The organism is Halapricum sp. CBA1109 (assembly GCF_009741825.1).
In the GTDB taxonomy this organism is placed as follows: domain Archaea; phylum Halobacteriota; class Halobacteria; order Halobacteriales; family Haloarculaceae; genus Halapricum.
Genome location: NZ_WPCA01000005.1, coordinates 1 through 23919 on the forward strand (window position 1 = coordinate 1; position 23919 = coordinate 23919).

Annotated in this window: 28 protein-coding genes and 3 pseudogenes; 16 read left to right on the forward strand and 15 right to left on the reverse strand. The window is 67.2% G+C overall.

Annotated elements, in window-relative coordinates; genetic code table 11:
• The 4 genes and pseudogenes from GJ629_RS15935 to GJ629_RS01185 form a co-directional block, all read left to right on the forward strand.
• On the forward strand, positions 1-246 hold a 246-nt coding region (locus GJ629_RS15935), incomplete at its 5' end, for a hypothetical protein (protein WP_370515742.1).
• Positions 231-668 carry a hypothetical protein gene (locus tag GJ629_RS01175; RefSeq protein ID WP_157511371.1) on the forward strand — a complete coding sequence of 146 codons (438 nt, stop codon included), beginning with the start codon at positions 231-233 and terminating at the stop codon, positions 666-668. The genes GJ629_RS15935 and GJ629_RS01175, both read left to right, overlap by 16 nt.
• A 113-nt stretch (positions 669-781) precedes the next feature.
• A complete protein-coding gene (tbsP, locus tag GJ629_RS01180) occupies positions 782-1600 on the forward strand; it encodes a transcriptional regulator TbsP (RefSeq protein WP_157511372.1) in 819 nt (272 codons plus the stop codon).
• A 40-nt stretch (positions 1601-1640) separates the two neighbouring features.
• A pseudogene (locus tag GJ629_RS01185) lies at positions 1641-3343 on the forward strand (YcaO-like family protein).
• Here GJ629_RS01185 and GJ629_RS01190 read toward each other — a convergent pair.
• The 6 genes and pseudogenes from GJ629_RS01190 to GJ629_RS01215 form a co-directional block, all read right to left on the reverse strand.
• Entirely contained in the window at positions 3340-4485 is a 1146-nt protein-coding gene (locus GJ629_RS01190) for a DUF63 family protein (protein ID WP_157511373.1), read from the reverse strand. The pseudogene GJ629_RS01185 and the gene GJ629_RS01190 sit on opposite strands and share 4 nt — an antisense overlap.
• A 59-nt stretch (positions 4486-4544) precedes the next feature.
• Positions 4545-5366: an inositol monophosphatase gene (locus GJ629_RS01195; protein WP_157511374.1), complete on the reverse strand. Its 822-nt coding sequence runs from the start codon at positions 5364-5366 to the stop codon at positions 4545-4547.
• 49 nt (positions 5367-5415) lie between these two features.
• Complete coding sequence (gene moaC, locus GJ629_RS01200) at positions 5416-5895, reverse strand: cyclic pyranopterin monophosphate synthase MoaC (protein WP_157511375.1); 480 nt, start codon at positions 5893-5895, stop codon at positions 5416-5418.
• On the reverse strand, positions 5888-7339 hold the full coding sequence (locus GJ629_RS01205) for an NAD(P)H-hydrate dehydratase (protein WP_157511376.1): 1452 nt from the start codon (positions 7337-7339) through the stop codon (positions 5888-5890). Before GJ629_RS01205 ends, moaC begins: the two co-directional genes overlap by 8 nt.
• A 37-nt stretch (positions 7340-7376) precedes the next feature.
• Positions 7377-7655, reverse strand: coding sequence for an acylphosphatase (locus GJ629_RS01210; protein WP_157511377.1), 279 nt, complete (start codon positions 7653-7655; stop codon positions 7377-7379).
• A 48-nt stretch (positions 7656-7703) separates the two neighbouring features.
• Positions 7704-8631, reverse strand: a pseudogene (locus tag GJ629_RS01215) (DNA-3-methyladenine glycosylase family protein).
• A gap of 83 nt (positions 8632-8714) precedes the next feature.
• Between GJ629_RS01215 and GJ629_RS01220 the strand changes: the two are divergent.
• On the forward strand, positions 8715-9161 hold the full coding sequence (locus GJ629_RS01220) for a DUF555 domain-containing protein (RefSeq protein ID WP_157511378.1): 447 nt from the start codon (positions 8715-8717) through the stop codon (positions 9159-9161).
• Between the two features lie 87 nt (positions 9162-9248).
• On the opposite strand, the gene GJ629_RS01225 is transcribed toward GJ629_RS01220, so the two are convergent.
• The gene (locus GJ629_RS01225; protein WP_157511379.1) at positions 9249-9485 is read right to left on the reverse strand and encodes a UPF0058 family protein; all 237 of its coding nucleotides are present in this window, start codon (positions 9483-9485) and stop codon (positions 9249-9251) included.
• Between the two features lie 182 nt (positions 9486-9667).
• Between GJ629_RS01225 and GJ629_RS01230 the strand changes: the two genes are divergently transcribed.
• The gene (locus tag GJ629_RS01230; RefSeq protein WP_157511380.1) at positions 9668-10072 is read left to right on the forward strand and encodes a translation initiation factor IF-2 subunit beta; all 405 of its coding nucleotides are present in this window, start codon (positions 9668-9670) and stop codon (positions 10070-10072) included.
• Here GJ629_RS01230 and GJ629_RS01235 read toward each other — a convergent pair.
• Complete coding sequence (locus GJ629_RS01235; RefSeq protein WP_157511381.1) at positions 10069-10251, reverse strand: hypothetical protein; 183 nt, start codon at positions 10249-10251, stop codon at positions 10069-10071. The two genes, GJ629_RS01230 and GJ629_RS01235, sit on opposite strands and share 4 nt — an antisense overlap.
• 154 nt (positions 10252-10405) lie before the next feature.
• Here GJ629_RS01235 and GJ629_RS01240 point away from each other — a divergent pair, with 154 nt between their 5' ends.
• Positions 10406-10951 carry a hypothetical protein gene (locus GJ629_RS01240; protein WP_157511382.1) on the forward strand — a complete coding sequence of 182 codons (546 nt, stop codon included), beginning with the start codon at positions 10406-10408 and terminating at the stop codon, positions 10949-10951.
• On the opposite strand, the gene trxA is transcribed toward GJ629_RS01240, so the two are convergent.
• Positions 10948-11334, reverse strand: coding sequence for a thioredoxin (trxA, locus tag GJ629_RS01245; protein ID WP_157511383.1), 387 nt, complete (start codon positions 11332-11334; stop codon positions 10948-10950). The genes GJ629_RS01240 and trxA overlap by 4 nt on opposite strands.
• Positions 11335-11538: 204 nt before the next feature.
• On the reverse strand, positions 11539-11766 hold the full coding sequence (locus tag GJ629_RS01250) for a hypothetical protein (protein WP_157511384.1): 228 nt from the start codon (positions 11764-11766) through the stop codon (positions 11539-11541).
• Between the two features lie 102 nt (positions 11767-11868).
• Between GJ629_RS01250 and hisF the strand changes: the two genes are divergently transcribed.
• Positions 11869-12681, forward strand: coding sequence for an imidazole glycerol phosphate synthase subunit HisF (gene hisF / locus GJ629_RS01255; protein WP_157511385.1), 813 nt, complete (start codon positions 11869-11871; stop codon positions 12679-12681).
• A 62-nt stretch (positions 12682-12743) separates the two neighbouring features.
• On the forward strand, positions 12744-13562 hold the full coding sequence (locus GJ629_RS01260; RefSeq protein WP_157511386.1) for a hypothetical protein: 819 nt from the start codon (positions 12744-12746) through the stop codon (positions 13560-13562).
• On the opposite strand, the gene GJ629_RS01265 is transcribed toward GJ629_RS01260, so the two are convergent.
• The gene (locus GJ629_RS01265) at positions 13559-13843 is read right to left on the reverse strand and encodes a DNA-directed RNA polymerase subunit L (protein WP_157511387.1); all 285 of its coding nucleotides are present in this window, start codon (positions 13841-13843) and stop codon (positions 13559-13561) included. The genes GJ629_RS01260 and GJ629_RS01265 overlap by 4 nt on opposite strands.
• A gap of 93 nt (positions 13844-13936) precedes the next feature.
• On the opposite strand from GJ629_RS01265, the gene GJ629_RS01270 reads away from it, so the two are divergent.
• The gene (locus GJ629_RS01270; protein WP_157511388.1) at positions 13937-15112 is read left to right on the forward strand and encodes a hypothetical protein; all 1176 of its coding nucleotides are present in this window, start codon (positions 13937-13939) and stop codon (positions 15110-15112) included.
• On the opposite strand, the gene GJ629_RS01275 is transcribed toward GJ629_RS01270, so the two are convergent.
• On the reverse strand, positions 15109-15816 hold the full coding sequence (locus GJ629_RS01275; protein ID WP_157511389.1) for a helix-turn-helix domain-containing protein: 708 nt from the start codon (positions 15814-15816) through the stop codon (positions 15109-15111). The genes GJ629_RS01270 and GJ629_RS01275 overlap by 4 nt on opposite strands.
• 143 nt (positions 15817-15959) lie before the next feature.
• On the opposite strand from GJ629_RS01275, the pseudogene GJ629_RS17785 reads away from it, so the two are divergent.
• The 5 genes and pseudogenes from GJ629_RS17785 to GJ629_RS01300 all read left to right on the forward strand — a co-directional run.
• Positions 15960-16265 (forward strand): annotated as a pseudogene (locus tag GJ629_RS17785) (DUF3784 domain-containing protein); the annotation flags it as partial.
• A gap of 97 nt (positions 16266-16362) precedes the next feature.
• Complete coding sequence (locus tag GJ629_RS01285) at positions 16363-17052, forward strand: metal-dependent hydrolase (RefSeq protein WP_157511390.1); 690 nt, start codon at positions 16363-16365, stop codon at positions 17050-17052.
• A 31-nt stretch (positions 17053-17083) separates the two neighbouring features.
• A complete protein-coding gene (locus GJ629_RS01290; RefSeq protein WP_231754421.1) occupies positions 17084-17794 on the forward strand; it encodes a hypothetical protein in 711 nt (236 codons plus the stop codon).
• 156 nt (positions 17795-17950) lie between these two features.
• Positions 17951-18229: a DUF433 domain-containing protein gene (locus tag GJ629_RS01295; protein WP_157511391.1), complete on the forward strand. Its 279-nt coding sequence runs from the start codon at positions 17951-17953 to the stop codon at positions 18227-18229.
• A gap of 388 nt (positions 18230-18617) precedes the next feature.
• Complete coding sequence (locus tag GJ629_RS01300; RefSeq protein WP_157511392.1) at positions 18618-20081, forward strand: replication factor C large subunit; 1464 nt, start codon at positions 18618-18620, stop codon at positions 20079-20081.
• Between the two features lie 15 nt (positions 20082-20096).
• Here GJ629_RS01300 and GJ629_RS01305 read toward each other — a convergent pair whose 3' ends face one another.
• The 3 genes from GJ629_RS01305 to mvaD are packed head-to-tail and all read right to left on the reverse strand — an operon-like array spanning position 20097 to position 23258.
• A complete protein-coding gene (locus GJ629_RS01305; RefSeq protein ID WP_157511393.1) occupies positions 20097-21359 on the reverse strand; it encodes a hypothetical protein in 1263 nt (420 codons plus the stop codon).
• 45 nt (positions 21360-21404) lie between these two features.
• Positions 21405-22238: a COX15/CtaA family protein gene (locus GJ629_RS15940; RefSeq protein WP_197428368.1), complete on the reverse strand. Its 834-nt coding sequence runs from the start codon at positions 22236-22238 to the stop codon at positions 21405-21407.
• A 51-nt stretch (positions 22239-22289) separates the two neighbouring features.
• Entirely contained in the window at positions 22290-23258 is a 969-nt protein-coding gene (gene mvaD, locus GJ629_RS01315; protein ID WP_157511394.1) for a phosphomevalonate decarboxylase MvaD, read from the reverse strand.
• An 87-nt stretch (positions 23259-23345) separates the two neighbouring features.
• On the opposite strand from mvaD, the gene GJ629_RS01320 reads away from it, so the two are divergent.
• Complete coding sequence (locus tag GJ629_RS01320; RefSeq protein WP_370515743.1) at positions 23346-23918, forward strand: response regulator transcription factor; 573 nt, start codon at positions 23346-23348, stop codon at positions 23916-23918.
• Position 23919: the final 1 nt, after the last annotated feature.

The window sequence follows — 23919 nt, forward strand, 5'->3', positions numbered from 1 at the left end:
CGACCCATCGACGTGACCGTCAGAGAGGACCTCACCGTCGGGCAGCTGGCCCGGGAGTTGGCGACGCCGACGGACTTCCTCCACTACATCGGCCACTGCGAGAACGGCGGCCTGCGCTGTCCCGACGGGACGCTGTCGACGGCCGAACTGGCCCGCTCGCGAACGCGGACGTCTTCCTCAACGCCTGTGGCTCCTACCACGAGGGTATCGACCTCGTCGAGGCCGGCAGTATGGCCGGAGCGGTGACGCTGACGGCCGTCCTCGACGAACAGGCCGCGACGGTCGGGACGACCTTCGCACGGCTGTTGACCCACGGATTCAGCATCGAACGCGGGATGCAGATAGCCCGGCGGCAGGTCCTGATGGGCAAGGACTACGCCGTCGTCGGCGACGGGACGAGTTCGCTCGTCCCGGTCCCCGAGGAGGAGGCCGTCGTCCACCTGACCGGCCGCGACGGCGAGTACGAGGTCCGCTACGAGGTGCTCACGACCGACGGGAAGGGCCAGCGCTACGACTGCCCGTTCGACGGGACGCCACGCCTCTGTGGCGACCCGACCGAACGGACGGTGTCGGCGGCGAGGCTGCGGACAGCCTTCGACGGCCGGACGCTCCCGGTTATCTACGACGGGGAACTGCACTGGTCGGACGACCTCGCGCCGCGGCTGTGACCGCCTGTGAAGGCGACCCTTGCGAACGAGCCACATTGACGTTACAATCGTGTGAAATAATTGAAGATGGCCAACACAGTTAAATATATCACGACGGTATATAGATATACAGTATGGTCAGTCAAAACCTCCTTGAAAAAGACATCGAAAACATCCTTACGACGGCACTCGGGTCCGTCGACGAGATGGTCGTCGTCAACCCCTCCCGGGAGATGATCCGGGAACTGGTGTCGGCGATGGACGGACTCGAAACCACCCCCGTGGTACACGTGCTCGCCGCCGAGCGTCCGTTGAAGGACGTGATGGACGACTTCCTCGTCGCGAGTACCGCCGCGGACCTAGTCGCCTCGGACACGCTCACCCTCCACGTGAAAGAGGATATGCCAGTGAACTCGCTGCTCGTCTCCGCGGAGTCGGTCGTCTCGGTCGTCAGCGGCGGCGACCACGTCGCCGGCCTCGTGACAGACGACGGGGCGTTCGTCGACGACGCCTACGCCCACTACACCGAGCAGTACGAGTCGGCCGACTCCTTCTCCCTGCGGACCCCCCCGCTCTCGCAGGTCCGGGAGACGCTCGACTCGGATATCGGTCCCGAGACCGCCGCCGACTTCGACGCCGTCCTCAGTTCCCTCCAGACGGCCCGCGGCGACGGCGACGGCCTCGACGAAGTGACGATCAGTCTGCTGGTCGCCGCCAAGAACGGCGAACTGCTGTACGACATCAGCAAGTGGGGCGAGGACATCGGCCTCGCCAGCAAGGCGACGTTCTCCCGGACGAAGACGCAACTGGAGGACCGCGGCCTGATCGACACCGAGAAGGTGCCCATCGACGTGGGCCGACCGCGTCTCCGACTCATGCTCGGTGACGACCGACTCGGCGACGCCGAGGCCGACGAACTCGCCAGCGTGGCCCAGAGCCTGCTGGCGTCCTGACGCCGCGACCCTTTTTACCCGGCCGCTCGTTCGGGCAGCTATGACTATCGCAGTCGTCGGATCGAGCCCCGCCGTCGAGGCCGTCGACGCCGCCCTCCGGGACGTCGACGCCGACGTGACGCCCTCGGGGACGGACGGAATCGGCGACGCGACCTCGCCGTCGTCGTCGCCGTCGCCGGAGCGGCCACACTCGAACGGGCCGACCGTATCGCTCGGGAGACCGGAACTCCGTGGCTCGCCGTCGAACTCGGCGGCGTCGGCGGCTACCCGGTCGTCGACGCCGCCGTCACTGGATTCGGCCCCGAAACGGCCTGCTACCAGTGTCTTCGGGCACGCGTGGGGTCGAACGTCGACCCCGACGAGGAACCGACCGCGGCCCCGCCGGGCCCGGTCGCCCGACTGGCCGGTGCGGTCGCGGGGCAGGCCGCGGCCTCCTTCGCCGTCGGCGAACCGGCGCTGTTCGGGACCGTCCGGGAGATACCACACGCCGAGCGGTCGCTGCTCCCGGTTCCGGGGTGTGAGTGTGCGGACGGCCACGACCGATCTCTCGATCGAAGCGTCGTCGACCGAGAACTCGAGGAGTCACTCTCCCGTGCCGAGCAGGGATTGGACGAACGAATCGGTGTCGTCCGGGAGGTGGGCGAGGCCGAGTCGTTCCCGGCCCCGTACTACCTGACGACGCTGTGTGAGACCGCGGGGTTCAGCGACGCCAGCGCGCCCGCGAAGGCCGCCGGCGTCGACAGCGACTGGAACCGCGCGCTGATGAAGGGTCTCGGCGAGGCCATAGAGCGGTACTGTGCGGGCGTCTACCGGAGCGAATCGTTCGAACACGGAACGACCGAGTCGGTCGCGGGCGCGGTCGATCCGTCGCGGTTCGTCGGCCCGGACGACCGCGAGTTGGCTGCCGAGCGGTGGTGGGTGGAGGGCGAACACCTCCACAGCGGCGACCCGGCGGCGCTGCCGGCGGAGTTGGTCACCTATCCGCCGAGCGACCACGACATCCGTCCGCCGGTGACGACCGGCCTCGGTCTCGGCAACGGCGGCGTCGACGCGTTGCTGTCGGGGCTGTACGAGGTGATCGAACGCGACGCGGCGATGCTGTCGTGGTACTCAACGTTCGACCCGTTGGCGCTGGCCGTCGAGGACACCGCCTTCGAGACGCTGTGTCGCCGCGCCCGCAGCGAGTCGCTGTCGGTGACGCCGCTTCTGGTGACACAGGACGTCGACGTGCCCGTCGTGGCCGTCGCGGTCCACCGGGACAAGGAGTGGCCGAAGTTCGCGCTGGGGTCGGCGGCGGACTTAGACGCGGTCGCGGCCGCCCGGTCGGCGCTGGCCGAGGCTCTCCAGAACTGGATGGAACTGCGCGGGATGGGGTGGGCCGAGGCCGCCGACGAGGACGGTGCCATCGGCGACTACGCCGGTTTCCCCGCGAGCGTTCGGTCGTTCGTCGACGTCGACGGACAGGTCCCGGCCAGCGACGTCGGCCCGTCCGAGGTCCCCGAGGGCGAGGCCGAACTGGACGCCGTCCTCGAACGCGTCGCCGACGCCGGGATGGACGCCTACGCGGCGGCGCTGACGACCCGCGACGTCGAGACGCTCGGCTTCCGGGCCGTCAGGGTGTCGATTCCGTCGGCCCAGCCGCTGTTTTTCGACGAACCGTACTTCGGCGACCGGGCGCGGTCGGTCCCCGAATCACTCGGGTTCGAACCGCGACTCGAAAAGGACCACCACCCGTTCCCTTAGATGCCGAACGTGGCCCGGACTAGGTCGCGGGTCCCGGGCCCAAGGCCGACGGCAGCGATAGCGATCAGGAGGATCAGCGAGTAGCGCGGGCTCTCGTCCATGAACTCCTCGGAGAACAGCCAGACGATAGCCAGCGCGACGACGAGTTTGACGACGAGGAACGGCCACGAGGTGCCGATGGCAGCCGACAGCGAAGCCGGCTGTATCGACTCGGTCACGCTGATGATGACGGCGTTTGCGGGGTGTTTCGGGGTGTAAGCGAAGGGGACGCCCAGAGCGTCCGTCCAGTCCGAAGCGAGGACGTTCGCCACGCCGTCGATGGCGTGGGCCCAGAGGACGACCAGCCCGATGTAGCCGGTCCCGGCGTTGATTTCGGGCGCGACCCGGTCGGCCAGCGCGTAGACGCCGTACGCCAGCGCCGAGGCCAATCCGAGGGTCGCGAGCAAGAACAGCGGATAGACGCCCACCTCGTCGTTGGTCGTCGCGAGGATGACCAGCGCCGCCGACGTGACGACCAACAGCGTAGTGCCGATACCGGCGAGCAACCGACTGTAGGAGTCGACGACGTCGCGCCGGGAGAGGGAGACGCTGCTGATCAGCGCCGCGAAGGTGAGACCGGCGACGGTGAAGTAGATGAGCGGGCTGATCAGCAGTGTGTTCGTCGGATAGCTGATGACCATCTCGCCGGTCTGTGAGAACACGAAGTCGTTGGCGTCTTCAATGACCCGTAGGACGCCGCCGAACAGCAGGAACGGGACGAGCGCGAAGAACATCTCCCGGTCGTGACCGAGGTTCAGTCGGTCCAGCAGGAGATAGATACCGATCAGGAAAAACAGCCCGACGATCATGTATCCGACTTCCGAGACGGCCGTGTATCCCGGCGTGACGACGATAGCGCTCTCGGCGGCGGCGCTACAGGTCTCGGCGAATCCCGGGCCGCCCAGTGAGGTACTTCCCCCGTCTTTGATCGCGCACTGGGCGTTGTGGGCGTCGGCGTACACCGGCCCCCAGAAGTACCGCCAGACGAACCGGTCCCAGACGGTCCGTGTCGCGACGAGCGAGCCCCCGCCGAAGACGAGAATCCCGGCGGCGAGCGCCCCCAGCCACGCCCGTACCGGTCCGATTCGGTCGATAATGTCCATACCCGTGGTGCCGTGTCGCGGCGTGTTTAGGTTTCCGGTCCCGTGTGCGGGTGGTGGGACTACGCTTCCGGGGCCGGCGTGGGAACCGCCGCGAGGACGGCCTCGTGGGAGTTGCCGTTGGAGGCGACCAACCCCTCGCTGTCGAGGGTCCAGCGCTCGCCGTCAACGCCGGTGACCGTCCCGCCGGCGGCGCGGACCATCCCGACGCCGGCCAGCGTGTCCCACGGCGCCGTCGGCTCCGTCGTCACCACGGCGTCGAGTTCGCCGCTGGCGACGAACGCGAGCGTCGACTGCAGGCTCCCGTACCGCCGGAAGTCGCCCAGCGTCTCGGTGATAGATTGGGCCAGCGTGCCGAGGCGGTCGGCGCTGTCGACCGACCAGCGGCCTGTGATAGCTGTCGCGAACGTCTCCGGGTCCTCGCGGTCGCTGGTCGACAGCGTCGTCCCGTCACGGCTCGCCCCGTCCGGGCCGACGGTGTAACAGTCCTGTGCGGCGGGGAGATACGTCGCGGCCCCGACGGCCTCGCCGTCCTCTACGGCGGCGACGACGCTGGCCCACAACCGGAGCCCGCGGGCGTAGTTCGCCGTCCCGTCGATGGGGTCGACGACCCAGCAGGTTCCCGACTCGGGCACCGAATCGAGGAACCGCTCGTCGGCTATCTCCGCGGGCGTCTCCTCACAGACAAACCGGGCGTCCGGGTCGGCCTGATCGATGGTGTGGACTATCTGGCGCTGGGAGTCGTGGTCGGCCTCGGTGACTAAGTCGTTCTTGTCGGCCTTCGTCGACACCGACAGCGACCCCCTGAAGGTGTCCCGCGCCACCGCGCCGCCGGCGCGTGCCGCCCGTTCACAGACCGCCGCCCGCTCCCGTGTGTCGCGCATACACGAACGTCCGCCCGCCGCTTTCTCCCACCGTCGATTGCGGCAAAACCTACTGGCGACGCTTGGTCTTCTCGATCACTTCGACGCCCTCGATGGCGGTATCGGGGTACTCCCCGTCGGCGTCCTTCTCGGCGGCTTTCACCATATCCCAGACGACGTTCAGCCCCGTCGTCACGCCCTGTAAGGCCTCCATCTCACAGCCGGTCTTGCCGGTCGTCTCGACGGCAACGGTCAGCGTGAGTTCGTCCTCGCCCACCTCGAACGCGACGTCGACGTTCGTGACGGGAATCTGGTGACACATCGGGATGGTCTCCCACGTGTGCTTGACGGCGTCGATAGCGCCGATTCGGGCGGTCGCCAGCACGTCGCCTTTCTCGACCGCGTTGTCCTCGATGGCCGCGACGGTCGACTCGGTCAACGAGATGGTCCCGCGGGCGACGGCCCGCCTGTGGCTGTCGGGCTTGTCGCCCACGTCGACCATCTGGACCTCGCCCTCCTCGCCGGTGTGGGTCAACTCGTCGTCACTCATCGGTGACACCCCACATCACCCGCGGGACGGCCTCCGGTACGTCGGTCGCCAGCAGGCCGTACCCCTGCTCGTCGGCGACGCTGTCGCCTGCCGCGCCGACGACGTACGCGCCGATCGCCGCCGCCTGCGCGACGGGGAGGGTCGCGGCGAGTGCGGCGGTCGTCCCCGCCAACACGTCACCGGTCCCACCGACGGTCATCCCGGGGTTGCCGGTCCGGTTGACGCGGTAGTCCCGTCCGTCGCTGATCACGTCGTAACGGCCCTTGACCAGCAACGTGTGGCCGAGTTCGGCGGCGAAGTCGGCGACGAGCGTCCCGCGCTCGCGGTAGTCCTCGGCCGTCTCGCCGCCCATCCCCCGCAGTTCGCCCTGATGGGGCGTACAGAGAAGCGTCGCGTCGGTGTCGACGTCGGGGACGACCGAGAGGGCGTCGGCGTCGACGACGGCCGTCCCGTCGAACCGCCCGAGGAACTCCCGGACCGCCGCCCGCGTCGCCTCGGACTCGCCCAGTCCCGGCCCGAGACAGACGCTGTCGTGGTCGGCCGCCAGTTCGAGGACGCGGTCGACGGCCTCGGGAGTGAACCGCTCGCCGTCGAACGGCCGGACGATGAGGTTCTGGTCGTAGCCGGCGATGGCATCGGCGACCGACTCGGGGCAGGCCACCCGGGCGAGGTCCGCGCCGGCCCGGAGCGCCGCCCGCGCGGCCAGCGCCGGTGCGCCGGTGTAGGGGCCGCCGCCGACGACCAGCACCTCCCCGAACGCGCCCTTGTGGCTGTCCGCCGGCCGCGAGAGCCGTGTCAGGTCCCCGCGTTCGACGAAGCGCTCTGCGGCCGCCGGGACGCCGATGTCGGCGACGGTCACCGTGGCGTCCAGGTCGGCGAGTCCGGGCTTGGGCTTGTGGAACGTGACGACCCGGTCGGGGTGGACGGCCCCGGCCGGGAGCGTCCCCGTCCCCGCGTCCAGTCCCGAGGGCACGTCGACGGAGACGACCGTCGCGTCGCTGTCGTCGATGGCCGCGGCGGCCGTCGCCGCTGGTTCTCGCAACGCGCCGCTGATCCCCGTCCCTAGCATCGCGTCGACGATCACGTCGGGGTCGCCCAACGCCAGCGCCGTCGAGTCCCGCACCTCGCGGGTGTCGTACTCGGCGTCCCGCAACGCTTCCCAGTTCCCGCGAGCGATGTCGGTCGCGATGGTCGCCGCGCGCCCGAGCAACAGGACCGTGAGGTCGAAATCGTCCAGAAAGCGGGCGGCGACGAACGCGTCCCCGCCGTTGTTGCCCCGGCCGGCGACGACGGTGACGCTGTCGCCGGGGTCGGCGACGGCCCGCACCTCGCGGGCGACGGCGTTGCCGGAAGACTCCATCAACTGCCTGCGCGGGACGCCCAAGGCCGCGGCGTTCTCGTCGACGACGGCCATATCGGCCCCGGAGATGACTGCCTCGATCATAGCGAGGCGTTCGACGGCCGGGCCGATAAGCGCTCGGCTACCGCCGTATCTCGAACCCCTCGATCCCCTCGGGGTCCTCTTCGGTCACCTCGACGTCCTCGACGCGGGCCTGCGGGCTCCCCTCGTGACAGAACTCGACCATCGCCTCGACGACCGCTGACGGTCCCTCGAAGACCGCCTCGACGCGCCCGTCGTCGAGGTTCTTCACCCAGCCGTCGGCCCCCTCCTCGCGGGCGGTGTCGCGGGTCGTTGCCCGAAAGAACACGCCCTGAACGCGTCCGGTGACGTACACGTGTGCGCGGGTGCGGTCGCTCATAGGCGAGTGTGTGGTCGGCACCCTCAAAATCCTACCCCCGCTGTCGGACTACTCGCCGCCGCCGTTGCGGAGATGGTGGAAGACGTACGTCTGGGCGTAGCGGCGTACTCGCCGCCCAGACGCGCCCGGATGGCCGCCGAGGTGTCGTCGTAGTTGCCCTGCTCGCAGTCGGGGTAGTACTCGGCGATGGTCTTGCGGATCCACGTGTCCAGCGGGACGGCCTCCAGAAACCCCAGCGAGAACAGCAACACGCAGTCGGCGACCTTCTGGCCGACGCCGACGAACTGCGTGAGGTACTCGCGGGCGTCGAGGTAGTCCATCCCGCGGGCCGCCTCTGGGTGGGCCTCGCCGTCGGCGACCATCTCGGCGCTGCGCTCGACGTAGGGCGCCCGATAGCCGAGGCTGAGGTCCCGTAAGTCGGCCTCGCTGGCGGCCGCGAGAGCCGACGGCGTCGGGTAGGCGTGGTACGTGCGACCGTCGAAGGTGACGGCCTCGCCGAAGGCTTCCATCAGCGACACCTGCATCCCGTGGATGCGGGAGACGCGCATCTGGGCCGAGCAGATGAACGATATCAGGCCGCCGAAAGGTGGGTCGCGGACGATGCGCAGGCCCGAGAAGCGGTCGAAGGCGTCCTCGATCAATTCGTCGTCTGGACAGGCCGCCCGGATGGCCGGCAGGTCGTCGTCCAGTCCCAGAAGCGATCGGACGGCGTCCTCGGCGGGGGCGGAGCCTCCCACTCCAGTCGGTCGTCGGTCTGCCTGACGCGGACGACGACCGGCTCCCCGCGGTCGAGTCGGATCGATCCGTCCGCGCGGCGGACGACCGTCCAGTACCAAGCGTCGCCACCGCTGGGCGCGTCGACCTCGTACATCCCGTCGTCCTCGCGCCGCCAGAGGTACGACTGGCCGCTCTCTAGGGTGGCCTGCAGGTCCATCCCGCCGTCGAGCGACGCCACGTCGATGTGCCCGCTGTGCATTCGGCCCCCTCTCAGGGGGCGGTCGGTATGGTCGTTTCGGGACGGTGCGAAGCTTCATATCGTTGGCGTGGTAACACGTACCTATGGATTGCCGTGTTGTCGTCGAAGCCGCAGTCCCCGTCTACGACGTAGAGACGGCCGACGAGGCGGTCCGTATCGCCATCTCCAAGACCGGCGAGATGCTCAATCCGGACCTCAACTACGTCGAGATAAATATGGGTGACCGGGAGTGCCCCCACTGCGGCGAGACGCTCGAACCCGCCTACATCGCCGCCGACGAGAGCCTCGTCTCGCTGGAGTTGGAGATGACCGTTTTCAACGTCGAACGCGACGAACACGCCGCCCGGATCGCACGGAAAGAGATCGGTCAGCGACTGGAGAACATCCCGCTGGAAGTCGTCGAGATAGCGGAGATAGACGACGAGGAGACGGACGAATCGACAGACGACGAAGCGGCAGGCGACGAGGCGACGGCCGAGGGCGACGACGAGGATATTCTGCCGGAGTTCGAGTCGCTGATCGACGAGTAGTCGTCTGCGTTCGCCAACTGCGGGTACGGGGTCAGGGAACGTACGAGAACGAGATGCCCCCACCGGGGAGCTGCCGTCTCGACCTGCTCAGTCGGCAGTCGCCGGCTCCGCCTCGACGGTGTCAGACTCCAGTTCGTCGGTCAGCCCGTCCGCCAGCGCGAACACGGCGGCTTTGTGGTCGGTCTTCGACTTGTGAATCGATGTCGGCCGGACGCCCTGATCGGTGTACTCGTCGTGGTCGACGGTGTTGCCGGTGTTGCCCTCGTAGTGATCTTGTACCTGTGCGAGCAGGCCGTGAAGGTGAATGAGCTCCTGCTTCTTCATAGTCAACTCCTTCTTTCGGCTCGGGGATTATAGTAGTACCCTGAGTACTGTTACCAAACGACTGCCGTTATCGGGCATTTTATCGCAGTCTATTCACCGAAATCAGGGTGGACGAAAAACTACCTCACAGATAGAGGGGTCGGTCTGAAAGACTTATACATCGAGGTCGGAAACGGATAGGTATGGATTACGACGACATGCTCGACCGGGCTATCGAGGAGACGCCCGACATCGACGGCGGTAGCGAGCGGTTCGACGTGCCCGACCCCGAGGTCCGACAGGAGGGGAACGTCAGCGTCTACGAGAACTTCCAGTCGACGGTCGACCGCCTCGGACGCGAGGAGGACCACGTCGTGAAGTTCCTCCAGAACGAGGTGGGGACCAGCGGCCACATCGACGAGAGCGGGCGTGCGCGCCTCACCGGTGAGTTCAGCGAGCGCCGAATCCAGAACGCCCTCGACGCCTACGTCGAGGAGTTCGTCCTCTGTTCGGAGTGTGGGCTCCCCGACACGCACATCGTCCGCGAGCAAGGGGCGGTGTTGTTGCAGTGTGACGCCTGCGGCGCGCGGTCGGCGACGAGCAGCTAGCTCCCGAGTCCTTTCAGCGTCTGGAGGTCGTGTTCGGTTCGCATAAACTCCGAGAGGTGGCGGGTCGCGTGACAGTTCGGGCAGTGGTACATCTCGTCCGGACCCGGTAGCGACCGCGGCGTCGACTCCCACTCCTTTGCACACTCCGGACAGAGCAGTCTGACGTACGCTTCTTCCATGCCTACCAGTGACACGGCAGACCGGGATAAGCTTTGTCACGGGATGCCACAGCGTCAGACGCCGCGATAAATATATATCGGGCGCGTCGCATACCTCGAAGATACTGGGGAATATGGGACGGCAGACACAACCTTCGGGGGGGCCGAGGAGTCGATGACTAGCCGCAGCGATGCACAGTCCGTCGGGGAGCAGTATCTCAGACTCGACGCCGGGACGCAGGCGCTGGTGGCGTGTGACTCGCTGCAACCGTCGCTGTCGCTGCTCCCGCCGTCGGCCTACAGCAACCTGCTGGTCGTCTCGCCGAAGTCGCCGCGGGCCGTCGAACGGACGATACGGGAGTCCGGCGGCGACGTCGCGAACGTCGGTCACCTGCCGCTGGCGTCGACGGCCCACGGCTACGACGGGCCGATGTGGACCGCAAAGGCCATCGACCCGAGCGACCTGACGGGACTCAGTATGCAGTACAGCCGCGCTATCGAGGCGCTGGCGGCTGACCACGGCTGGGTCCTGTTCGACGAGTTCAACGCGCTGTTGCTGTACTGTGACAGCGACCGCGTCGTCCGGTTTCTCAACCACACCGCCCGACAGACGCGAGAAGCGTCCCTCCGCGGTGTCTACACTGTCGTCCGGGACGCGATGGACGACACGACGTTCGCAAGTCTGCGCAACGTCGTCGACACGGACGTCGACGCCCGTTAGCTGGCCTGTCGTTCGATCAGGTCGACGTAGAAGGACTTGTCCCTGACGCCGACGACCTGTTCGACCTGCTCCCCGCCGGCGAACAGGACGAGCGTCGGAACGCCGCGGACACCGTACTGGCCGGCCAGCGACTGCAGAGCGTCGATGTCCACCTTCGCGACGACGGCCGCCGTCTCGGCCGCTATCTCTTCCATCGTCGGCTCCAGCATCTGGCAGGGGCCACACCAGTCGGCGTAGAAGTCGACCAGTACCACGTCGTGGTCGGCGGTCAACTCGTCGAGGTGGTCACCGCTCTCGACGTGGACCGGTTCGTCCGGGGTGTTCGCCGTCTGCTGTAACTGCTCGCGTTTCTGTGCTTTGATGTCCTCTATGTCGTCTGCCATACCTCCCGGTACGTGCCCAACCCGTATAATAGTTGTGCCAGTAATATACAATACCACCACGGGGTTACCAATCGGAAACCGGCCTCAAACCATACCCATCCGTATAAGAAGCTATTTCCCGGAATTAGAATTGCCCTGAAATAACAATATTGCACCGAGAGGGAGGGACCCGGACACCCGGTCCGGCGGTTGTCGGGGTCAGGCTCAGACGAGTGCCAGCGGGAGGCCGAAGATAACGGCGAGGCCGACGACCAGGACGACGACGCCGGTCAGGACCTGTCCGGTCGTGTACTCGCTCTGTGGGGCCGTGCTTCGGAGCGGCGGTGCCTTGGCGGGGATGGAGACGTTCTCGGGGTCGTAGTCTGGCCGGTCGCTCCCGTGGTCGTGGTCGTCGTGGTCGTCGTGGGTCGTGTCGTGGTCGTCCTCGGTCATACTCGGTCGTTCGGCCAGCGGCGGTTTCTAACTAACGGAACACTGCGGCGACACTGACGCCGAGCGAAACCGTATTGGGCGCTTGTGGCGAACCACTACGCAATGCTGACAAAGCGGATCATCCCGTGCATCGACGTCGACATCGACGACGACGGGGAGGCGGCGGTGTACACGGGCGTCAACTTCGAGGACTTGGAGTACACCGGCGACCCGGTGGAGATGGCCAAACGCTACAACCGCGCCGGGGCCGACGAGTTCGTCTTCCTCGACATCACTGCCTCCGCGGAGGGCCGGGAGACGATGCTCGACACCGTCGGCCAGGTCGCCGACGAGGTGTTCATCCCGCTGACCGTCGGCGGGGGGATCCGGACCCGCGAGGACATCAAGGAGACGCTCCGGGCGGGCGCGGACAAGGTGTCGATCAACTCCGGCGCTATCGCCAACCCCGACCTCATCGAGGAGGGCGCGCGCTCGTTTGGCAACCAGTGTATCGTCATCTCCGTCGACGCACGGCGGCGCTTCGACGAGGGCGGCGAGCACTACGTCGAGGTCGACGGCGAATCCTGCTGGTTCGAGTGTACCGTCAAGGGCGGCCGCGAGGGGACCGATCTGGACGTGATCGAGTGGGCCCGGGAGGCCGAGGAGCGCGGCGCTGGCGAGTTGTTCGTCAACTCCATCGACGCCGACGGCACCAAGGAGGGCTACGACATCCCGCTGACGAAGGCCGTCTGTGACAGCGTTTCGACGCCCGTCATCGCCTCCTCGGGCTGTGGCGGTCCCGAAGATATGTACGAGGTGTTCACCGAGGCCGGTGCCGACGCCGGGCTAGCCGCGTCTATCTTCCACTTCGAGGAGTACTCCATCTCGCGGGTCAAAGAGTACCTCGACGAGCGCGGGATTCCGGTTCGGCTGTAGTTCGGGACGGACGACACGCCGGAGGCGATGCCTTTTCCTCGCCGCCACCCCGATGGCAAACGATGAAATGGCGCTGTCCACAGTGTGGGAAACCCCACGAGCGCAACGACCCACCCTGTGACAACTGTGGGCACCACAAACTCGAGGAAGCTGTCGTCCCGACCGCCTCCGCCGGCGACGACTACGAACAGTTCGCGTGGGCCTGCACGGAGTGTGGCCGGGTCCACCAGCGGAACAGTCCGCCCTGCAAGCGGTGTGGTAACCCCCACTTCGAGAAGCAGTCGATGGAGTTCGACGACACCGAGGTCGGGAGCGTCCCGAGCTACCGGGAGTTGATCGGCCGCTTCGAGGCCGCGGTCATCGTCGCCGTCGTCGCCCTCGTCGCCGTGTTCGGGCTGGGGCTCCTCGGTGTCATCCAAGTCCCGGGTATCCTCCCGCTCGGGACGCCCGCCGTCAGCGACGTGCCGGGCGAGAACACGACCTACGGCAACGTCTCGATGGCCGACATCGAGGCGAACGTGACCGCCGACATCGACGCCCAGCGGACCGGGCCACCGCTGGAACGCGACGATGGACTCGACGACGTAGCCACGTACGTCACCAGACGAACAGTCAAGAACAACTACACCGACGAAAACCGGCCCGTGACCGAACGGGACATCCGACGGTTCGAGACGGACTGTTCGTCGACGCCGGGCGCGCTCACCCGGACGGTGTCGGGTGTAAGCGGCGACAAGACGGCGGTGACGCTGGCGCAGTCGCTCGGGTTCGGTGACGATCCGGACGTGATCGACCCCACCGACAGTGAAGTGACAAAGGCCGGCGTCGACGCCCACGTCGGGCCGGACGGACGGCTGTTCGTCACCGTCGCGTACTGTTAGATGGCGGCGTCGTAGGCCTCGGTCAGCGCGGTCGTCTTCTCGATGACGCGGTCGGTCCCGGCCTCCAGCGCGCTCAGCGCGTCCGTGTCGTCCTCGGTCTTGATCGTCAACACCGGGTCGGTCTGGCCGCCGGACTGCTCGGGGTTCATGTCGTAGGTCGCCGCGGCGACGCCCTCGGTCTCTAACAGCGCACCCTTGAGCACGTTCATGAAGGTGTGGTCCTCGCCAGTGATCTCGATAGAGAGGCTCGTGTCGTCTTTCTCGATGACCCGCAGGTCCATACTCTACTGTTCGTGGGCGGGCGAAAAACGCTTACGAACCAGCCGGACGGGACGGCCGAAGATGCTATTACCCGTTCCCCGGTAGGGGGTGGTATGTGCGGTTGGAGACGAAGAGTCGTCGCGGCCGTCGTCGCGGTGGTCGTCCTCGCGCCGTTGCTATCGGAGACGTTCCGCGGAGCGGTCGCCGTCGCGCGGGCGGTCGGTGACACCGTCAGTCGGAACGTCGGCCAGTCGATTCCACGGCCCGTCTTGATTGCGGCGGGGCTGATACTGTTTTTGGTCGTCTCCTTCGCGGTCATCTTCGGCCTCGTCCGCCTGTTCACGGAGGTCGGTGCGGCCAGCGGCGAGCGTCTCGCGACCACGTACGACCGACTGACGCCCGACTCGCCACAGACGAAGGCGCTCGCCTTCATGGTCGTGTTCGTCGTGGTGTTCATCGGCGGTCTCGGCGTCGCGGCACCGTGGTTCGCCAACACGCTGGTCGAAGACTCCGGTATCGACGACGTCGTCAGCGACATCGAGGACGCCCGCTACGAGGGGCAACTCGAGGAGCTGTTCGCGGACGACGGCGTCGGGAGCGACAGCCCCACGGTGTCGAAGGCGCCGACGAACACGACCGACAGCGACGGCGACGGCTTCCCCGACGCGTGGGAGGAGGCCGGCGTGACGCCGTGGGGGATGGACCTCTCGACCGCGAGCCCGGACCGGATGGACCTCTACGTCCAGTTCAACTACGGGGCGAACGTGACGGGGATGACCGAGTCCGAGCGCCAGCAACTCCGCAGCGTCTGGAACACGATGCCCATCGAGAACCCCGACGGGTCGAGCGGCATCGACCTCCACATCGTCGACGCCGGCGACACCGCCGGCCGACTCAACCGGTCGGTCGATATCGGGTCGAGCGACAGAGTCGACCGGTTCTACACCCGGGAGTTGCTCGGGGACCGGTACTGTGGCTACCACCAAGTCGTCCTCGGCGACGTCGGTGACACGAACCGCATCGGCTACAGCGAGACGCCGGGCTACGCGTCGGTGCTTGACGGCGGCCAGTTCGACGGCTACGACGGCGAGGTGACCTTCCGCGTCGCGATGGTAACACACGCCCTGTTGCACAACGTCGTCGGCCCCGTCGAGGACGGGACCCACACCGACGGCGGATGGCTCGACTACCCGGACCCGGACAACGAGGCACTGACCGACGCGGTCGCCGAACGGATCGACGGCGAAGGGTTCGTCACGACGCAGAACTACCGCGAGGAGTGCACCTAGAGGAACGCCCGGTGGGCCTGTCTGGTCTCGGCGAGGTCGCCGTCGGCGACCGCCAGCGCGAACCCGTCGATGCGCGCGAGGTCGGTCGCGTGCTCCCAGACGTCGTCGGGACCGATACCGTGGAGAACGACGGCGTTCGGCGTCGGGTTGACGACACGCATCGCCACCAGCGGCGACTCCCCGCGAGTGACGTTGGTGAACACCAGCGCGCGGTTGGCACTCTGGCCGTACAGCCGATAGAACTCCTCGCTAGAGAGTCTGGTTATCGCCTCGATGCTGTCGATGATCGTGTGCCCCGCGATAGTGTCCTGTGAGCCCGCGACTAGTTCGGTCGCCCCGACCGCGTCGTAGTACCGCGACAGCGGGACGGTCGCCGGATACTCCCGCAGGTCTAACACCACGTCCGTGTCGAACCCGGCCGAGAGGAGTCGCTCGTGTCGGCGGACGTGACTTCCGCCCCGGCGCTGGTCTATCTCGATCAGACCCGTCACCAACCGTCGAACCACGGCGATACCGGGGTTGTCCCGGCGGCCGCTCTCGTAGTCCGAGATCACCGACGAGGAGATGTCGAGGTTGTCGGCCAGTTCAGTCTGGGTTATCTCGAAGTCGGTCCGCCACTTCCGGATGGTCGCACCCACGTCGTCGCTGATCGCTATCTCCCCGGCGATTCGTTCGGCCAGCGTCCGGCGTGCGGCCTCGTCCATACCTTCTCGTCGTCGGGGAGCGCCAAACCACTGTCGAACCGCAGTCACGACAGTTGCCGAACCGGTCCGTCGCAATCGAGCAGTCCCCGTTTCTCTCACCGACGGAGCTGAGATTTATACGATTCGGGGGCCATCCGACGCGTATGAACGCGGGGACGACCGTTTCACTCGCGCTCGCGGCGGGGCTCGTCGCGGTTCTGGGCGTCATCATCAGGTACTTCGGGATGGTGCATCTGATCGCCGGATACGACGCCGAGCGCGTCACCGACGAGGAGGGACTGGCGGATTTCGTCGGGTTGAACGCACTCTACGTCGCCGCCATCACCGGGGTCGTCGCCGTCGTGGAGTACACGCGACCGTTCGGGGGGTCCCGTGCGGTCTGGATCCTCTACGTCCTCGGCGTTGTACTACTGACCGTACGGATGGTTCGCGGTGCGCGCCGGTACGAGACGGCCGGGAGACCAGTGCAGGTACCGCGCTGGGACCCCGAGACGCGCCGGGAGGCGCGTCCCAAGGGATATATCGACCCGTCACTCACAGTCGGCTATGCCCTCGACAGTCGTTCACGTATCACTCGCCGGGCTGATCGCGGCCGGGTTGCTCGGCCGGGCCTTCGAGTGGCGGTCGCTGGCCGTCGTCGTCGTCGCCGCGACGGTGTTCGTCGACCTCGACGTGTTCCTCGGGTGGTGGATCGGTGGCGCCCACCGCGCGGCCTTCCACACCCTGTTGCTCCCGGCGCTGCTCGCCGGGCTGATCGTCTACGACACCCGCTACCGGGAGGCGTCGGTCCTCCGGTCGCGGTTCGCGGCCGGCCCGCGCATCGCGTGGGTGACCGTCGCGGCCGTCACGTTCGGCGCTATCGGCCCCGACCTCTTTTTCAACGGCGTCAACGTCTTCTACCCCGTCCACGACCAGTTCTACAAACTCAACGGCGAGGTCCTGCTGTCGAACCAGCGTGGGTTCGTTCAGACCTTCGTGGACCTCTCGCCGCCGGAACCCAACGGCTCGAACGCCACGAACGCGACCACGCCCACCGGCGGCGAGGGCGAGAGCGGGGCCGTCGGCTCGACCGAGGAGGTCCACTACCGGACCGGCGTCGACCCGAGCAGGGGCGAAGAGTCCGCGAACGTCGAGCGCGTCTTCCCCGTCGTCCGGTCGGGCCAGCAGGCGCTGGTCGTCCTCACGAGCGCCTTCGTCGTCGGGTCGCGGCTCCTCGGGACCCGACGGAGCCGGTAGCTACAAAGTGGCCCACTCCTTGGTAGGGAACGTGACCCGACAGGCAGTCGAAACCGGGTTCGAACGGTTCGTCGATGACGCCATCGAGATAACCGCCGAGGAGTTCTCCGTCGCGCGGGCGCTGCGCCGGGGCACCGCCGGTCGGGGCGGGAAGCTAATCGACCGCCTCCTCAAGAACAGCGACGCGCTCTGGAGCCGCGTCGTCCAACCGGAACTGGACGCCTACCGGGACCAAACTGTCGAACAGTTCGCCATCCTCCTCGACTGCGTCGACGCCGGCGGCGACGTGGCCGACTACCGCGAGGAGTTGCTGGCCGCCGACGGGTTCGCCGCCGCCATCGAATCGTCGGTCCCGGCGTCGCGCCGCCGGGAGATAGAGGACGTCCTGATGGGCCGACTGGCGGGGCTGGCCGAGGCAGTCGAACCCGTCGTCGAGACGCCCGAGGAGGAGTTCTGGCCGGCCGTCCGCGCCAGTCTCGACGCCGACCAAGCCCGGGCGCTGGTCGAAGAGCACTTCGCGTTCACGTGGCCCCTCCGGGAGAACCGGGCGGCCTTTGCCCTGCAGACGAGTTTCGACCCGAAAGACGTCGTCGGCGGCGGCATCGGCGGCCTGCTCTCCCGCGGGATGCCGACGATGGACGTCGACTACACCGACGAGGCCATCCGGGCGATGCGCCGCGCCGAGCGCAAGGTCATCGCCGACGCTATAGACGATATCGACGAGCGGTTCGCCGACGCGTGAGGCCCGTGGCACAACCACTGTATCCGGGTCGCGCCTACGCCCGACAATGACCGACTGGACGGAGCAGTCAACAAAGTCCGATATCAGACGGACACACTGACAGTTGGTGTATTCCCACGCACGGGTTTATATTGGAAGCCGAACTACATTCTGACAATGGCAGACATCGTTCGGACTGACGACGTTCTCGGCGGCGACCCCCGCATAGAGGGGACGCGCGTCGGCGTGCTACACGTCTACGAACTGGTCGTCGGAGGCGACCACTCGGCCGCCGACGTGGCCGACCAGCTCGACCTGTCTCTCGGCGAGGTGTACTCGGCACTCGCGTACTACCACGAGCATCCCGAGGAGATGCGAGCAGTTCGCAAGGCACACGAGGATGCGGAGAGGGCGCTTGCCGAGAAGTCTCTGTCACCGCCCGAGCCAGCAAAGTAATCGCGCCTCTGCTCACCGACGAACACGTCCCACGAGTATTCATCAACACCCTCCAGTCGAACGGGCACGAGGTCGTCGAAGCCAGAGAGGCGTTCGGCGAGGCGACCGACGACGAGCGGCTCTACGGTACGCCGGTGGGAACGGTCACATCCTCGTTACGCACGACAAGAAGGACTTCGCCAGACTCACCGAAACAGTAGACCACGCTGGACTCGTCGTGTACACCGACCCGAACTATCTGCGTGACGACCCCGAAGGAGCCGTCCACACACTCGAACGAGTTTTCTCACACTATCCGTCCGAGGAACTGGCGAACGAAATCGTATGGCTGGATCAGTGGCGCCGGTAGGGCGCAACCACTAAACGGAGTTCGGACCAAGGGATGCCAATGACCGACTGGACGGAGAAGTACCGGCCCTCGACCCTCTCGGAGTTGCGGGGCAACGACAAGGCCCGCGACGCCCTACAGGAGTGGGCCGACACGTGGGAAGACCACCGCGAGGCGGTCGTCCTCCACGGCGTCCCCGGGGTGGGCAAGACCTCCGCCGCCCACGCGCTGGCGAGCGACAAGGGGTGGCCGACCATCGAACTCAATGCCTCCGACGCCCGGACGAAAGACGTCATCGAGCGGGTGGCCGGCGAGGCCGCCAAGTCCGGCACTCTCGGCGAGGGGGGATCGGGCCGACGCCTGCTGATTATGGACGAGGCCGACAACATCCACGGCAACGCCGACCGCGGCGGCTCCCGGGCGGTGACGTCGCTGGTCAAGGAAGCCAGCCAACCGATGCTCCTCATCGCCAACGAGTACTACGAGATGGGCCGGGGACTGCGCGACGCGACCCAAGACATCGAGTTCCGGGCCGTCTCCAAGCGCTCTATCGTCCCCGTGTTGCGGGACATCTGCCGCCGCGAGGGCATCGAGTTCGAGGACGACGCCTTAGACAGCATCGCCGAGATGAACAGCGGCGACCTCCGCGGGGCGATCAACGACCTGCAGGCGCTGACGGAGGGTCGGGACGCTATCGCCGCCGAGGACGTGGTGACGGGCGAACGCGACCGCAGCACCGGCATCTTCGAGTACCTCGACACGGTGTTGAAAGAGGGCGACGCCGAGACGGCGCTCAAAGAGTCCTACGACGTCGACGAGACGCCCGACGACCTCATCAACTGGATCGAGGACAACATGCCCAAAGACTACGAGGGGGCCGAACTCGCGCGGGCGTATCAGGCGCTCTCGCGGGCCGACCGATGGCTCGGCCGCGTGCGCGCGACCCAGAACTACTCCTTCTGGAAGTACGCGGGCGACAACATGACCGCCGGCGTCGCGGCCGCCCGAAGCGGATCCAAGGGTGGGTGGACCCGGTACGGTCCGCCGAGTTACTTCTCGAAACTCGGGCGCTCGAAGGGGGCCCGCGAGACCAGAGACTACGTCGCCCGGAAGATAGCCGAGGAAAACGGCGTCAGTATGGGCACCGCACGACAGGAGATTATGCCCTTCCTCTCGGCGATGACCCACCACTGCAAGAACCGGGAGTTGACCGTCGCGATGGCCGCCGCCTACGACCTCGACGCCGGCCACGTCGCCTTCGTCACCGGCAGCGGCGAGACCACCAACAAAGTCGAGTCCATCGTCGAGGACGCACAGGCGCTCCGTGAAGAGTCGGCCGTCGAGGCCAGCGGCGGTGCCTTCGAGGGCGGGACTGCCACCGGCGCGGACGACGACGGAACCGAGGACGAGGCCGACGACGAGGCGACCACGACGCTCGCGGCGGCCAGCGAAGCGGAAGCGACCGACGAGGAACAGGAGTCCGACGACGACGACGGACAGACCGGCCTCTCGGACTTTATGTGAGCGGTCCCGGTGGCGTCAGGTCGCGCCGGCGTCGGTGTCTGCCGTCACGGGGTCACCGTTTCCGTCGGTGACCACCGTTATCGCGTTCTCGCCGCCCACGTCGTCGATCAACTGCAGCGTCCCGTCGGTACCGACGAAGACGATTTCAGGGTCGAAGTCGCCGTCGACGTCCCGGGTCGCCATCGGGGCTTTCGCGGCCGTGCCATCGCTGGTCAGCGCCGTCGTCGTCCCGTCGGCCGCGACCAGCAGGACGTCGTTGCTGCCGTCGACGATGGGGGTACGAGCCTGTCCGTCGCCGTCGAAGTCCCCGGGTTCGCCCAGACCGATGCCGCCGCTGGTGCCGTACCCCTGTCCGGTCCCGACGAGCGTCGATCCGTCGTCGTCGACGTAGTTCACGGTGTCGCTGTTGCCGTCGGGGCTGTTGCCGCCGTAGACCAGTTCGTCCGCGCCGTCGGCGTCGATATCGCCGATGCCGGCTACCCCGTCGGCGTCCGTCCCGGCGATGTCCGCGGCAGTCCCGTCGGCCGTGACGCGGGAGACGTTGCCCGTGGTATCGTTCACGTAGAACACCGAGGGGTCGCTGCCGAGCCATCGGCCCGCGGCCAGACGCGAGGCGTCGGGTTTCGCGCCGGTCGTCAGCGCCGTCCGGTCGCCGTTCGCCGTGGCGACGATCAGGTCCGTATCGCCCTCAACGGCCGGGAGTTCCGCGACGCCCGTCTCCCCGAAGTTGACGAGGGCGGGGCCGATGGACTGCCCGATAGCGCCGTAGGTGTCGGTCACCACGCCGTCGACGGTGGCCGAGCGGAGATCGCTGCTGTTGGTGAACGCGGCCTGCTCGGCCTGTCGGAACAAGACGACCGAGGTTGCGCTCGCGACGCCGTGTTCGGTGACTATCTGGAGGCGTCGGGGGGCGTCAGTCTCGACGGCCCCGCGGAGGGTCTGGCCGGGGTTCCAGAGGTCGGTGTCTCCGTCCCCGTCGACGGTCGTCGAGAGGCTCCGCCGGTCGACGTACCGGCCGTCGACGAGCACGTCCGTCTTCGACACCGCGAGCGTCGTCGCGCCAGCGTTCACCACCTCGAACCGGAGGTGCGTCCCGTTGTACGACGTGGATTCGAGAGCGATGTCGGTCTCGTACTGGTCGATAGCGTCGGACTGGTCGGCCGCGGTGGCGTCGCTGAACCGTTCGAGGCTGCCGTTGACAGCGCCGTATGCCATCCCCAGCGAAACGAGAATGGCGACGCCGAGGATGACGTAGGAACCGCTGACGCTGAATCCCATCGACCGAAGGGTAGCGGCTGCGAGCGTATGAGTCTACTGCCCGTCTCAGCGGGAGACGATATCGCCGACGACGGGGAGGGGAACGCCGTCGATTCGGTAGGCCAACAGCGCGACGCCGACGAATGTCCCGAGGACGCCGGCGGCGACGGCGTTGGTGAGAAGCGGGTCGGCGACGCCGAGGAGGCGACGGCCCAGCAGCATCTGGAAGGAGAGCAAGACGGCGGCGACGACCGTCAGCGACCGGAGGCGGCGTGTGTCGCCCGCCCAGACGGCGACGCCGGTACCGGCCGCGAACAGCGCCAGCGACAGCGCGTAGTAGCCGACCTGATAGTAGGGACCGTACCAGATGCCGGCACCGAGGCCGAACAGGAACTGGAGGGGCGCTATCGCCGCGGCGAAAAGCGCCGCGAGTCGGAGGCGCGAACGCTCGATGGGGGCGTAGGCCAGCGCCGTCGCCCCGGCGAGGCCGGCGAAGATGACGAGTGCGGTCAGGTAGTGAGCGGCCTGAATCGGTGGGGAGTAACCGCCGGGGAACAGGCCGTTGAGCGTCACCGTCAGCGCGCCGAGCAGTATCTGGATCGGCAGGAGGACGATGGCCCCGACCAGCGCCCAGCGGATCCGGCGGTCGGCACCGCGTCGCCACGCGACGCCCGCGACGCCGAGGATGACGAAGCCGGTGATCATCGCCACGAGGCGGTGGAACCACTCGATGAAGCTCATCCAGTTAGCGGGGAACAACCCGAGGAAGCCGTCACAGAACGGCCAGCGCCCGGCACAGGTCAGGCCGGCCGCGGAACTGGCGGTGAACACACCCAGAAGCATCAGCACGGCCGTCAGGCCGGTCGTCCCCGCGAGCAGGCGGCGAAACCGGAAGTCCATACTCGGACCTGAGGCCTACGGCTACTTATCGTCCCCGTTTGCCGCGGCCGGTCAGAACAGCGCATCCGTGGGGTCGCGGATCCGCGCCGGTCCGCCGACCTCCCAGCGCCGGGTGTCGACACCGCAGTCGCCGATGGCCGACTCGACGCGGTCGACGTACTCTGCCGTCGTGTTGACGTAGACGCTCGCGCCGGTGTCGACCGAGAAGTACACCGTCACACCCTCCTCACGGAGTTCCCGGACGGTGTTGAACACCTCGATGGTCCGGGGTTGCCAGTAGACCCATCCGGCGGGGCCGGTCATCGTCGTCGCCGCCAGCGACAGCGAGTCGTGTTCGGCCATCTCGAACGCGCGGTCGAACTCCCCCGACCGGAGCGCGTCCCGCATGTTCGCTATCTGCCCGTGGATGTGGGCCATCCGGCTCTCGAACATATGGCTCTCGGCGGCCTCCTCGTGGGCCGCCTCGGTCTCCTTATACGAGGGGACCATCGCACCGATCACGCGGAGGTCATCCTCAAGCGGCGTCTCGATGCGCTCGGAGCGACAATCCTCGTCGTTGGCGCCGGTACGGAGATGCGAGAACGCGCCCGTCACCGCACGCGCGGCCGATGCGGACCCGCGGCGGGCGATGGTCGAGACGTCGGGTCGAGTGAGATCAAGGCCCGCGGCCTCGCTAAGTGCCATCGCCAGCGCAGCGAACCCCGAGGCCGAGGAGCCAAAGCCGATGTTCGTCGGGAAGGAGTTCTCGCTCTCGACCCGGACCGGTGTGTCGATGTCAGCGAGCGTTCGGGCGTGGTCGACGACGTCGTCGATGCGTTCGGCGCCGCGGCCGTCGACGACCTCGCCGTCGACGATGTACGTGTCGTCGTGGTCCGCGTCGAACTCGACGGTCGTCGTCGTCCGACTGTCGGCCGTACAGACGCTGATACTGTCGTGAAACGGCATCCGTAGTTCCGGGTCCCGCATCCCGTGATACTTTACGAGCCCCTGAATCGGGTGTGCCGTCGCGGTCGCTTTCATACCTCAGAGTCCGCGCCGCACTACTTATGCGTCGCGGGATGGCCGCGACCACGCACACTATTGTCGGTGGGGCCGGTAGCCGTGACCGTGTCCACCATCGACGCGAAACCGACGGTCCTGATCGTCGACGACGAGCAGGACGTCGCCGACCTCTACGCGCTCCGCCTGCAGGACACGTACGCGCCGGTCACCGCCTACGGCGGCGTCGAGGCTATCGAGAAGATGGACGAACACGTCGCGGCGGTGTTGCTCGACCGCCGGATGCCGGATATGCACGGCGACGAGGTACTGGAGCGGATCCGTGCGGAGGGCTACGACTGCCCAGTGATCATAGTCACGGCCGTCGACCCCGACCTCAACATCTTGGAGATGGACTTCGACGACTACCTCTGCAAACCGGTCGACACGTCGACGTTGATGACGACACTGGACCAGCACGTCACCACCCGCAACCGAAACGAGGACCTGGAGCGATTTCTCGGGATTATGGGGAAACTGCTGGTGCTCGAAGCCGAACACACCGAGGCCGAACTGTCCGAGAACACGGAGTACCGGGCGCTGAAGTCACAGGCCGACGAACTCGCGGCGGAACTCCGCGAGGAGGTCGGTGACCTCGAAGAAATCGTCCGCACGCACGAATCTATCGCCCGCGGCGGGTGAG